Source organism: Bacillus sp. SIMBA_026 (assembly GCF_046535335.1).
GTDB lineage: Bacteria > Bacillota > Bacilli > Bacillales > Bacillaceae > Bacillus > Bacillus velezensis.
On the sequence record NZ_JAWRWX010000517.1, the window covers coordinates 1 to 232 of the forward strand.

The 232-nt window shown below is 76.7% G+C and carries 1 protein-coding gene; it reads left to right on the top strand.

Going from position 1 to position 232, the window contains the following annotated elements; all coding sequences use genetic code 11:
* A partial coding sequence (locus SB847_RS22375) for an AMP-binding protein (RefSeq protein WP_410578965.1) occupies positions 1 to 232 on the top strand: 232 nt, incomplete at both ends.

A 232-nucleotide genomic window follows, 5' to 3' on the forward strand; every position in this document is an offset into this window, starting at 1 on the left:
GGGGCCGCCGTCTCCCGCGAGCGTGCGGCGGACGTCGCCCTCATCGACCTGGGCGGCGAACGGGGGCCGCGCAGCTACAGCTTCGCCGACATTGACCGGCTGTCCGGCGCGGTGGCGCGCGGCCTGCTGGCCCGCGGCCTCAGGCGCGGCGAGCGGGTGGCGATCCTCTCGGCCAACCGGGCGGAGTTCCTGCTGGCCTTCCTCGGCACCATGCGGGCCGGGCTGGTCTCTG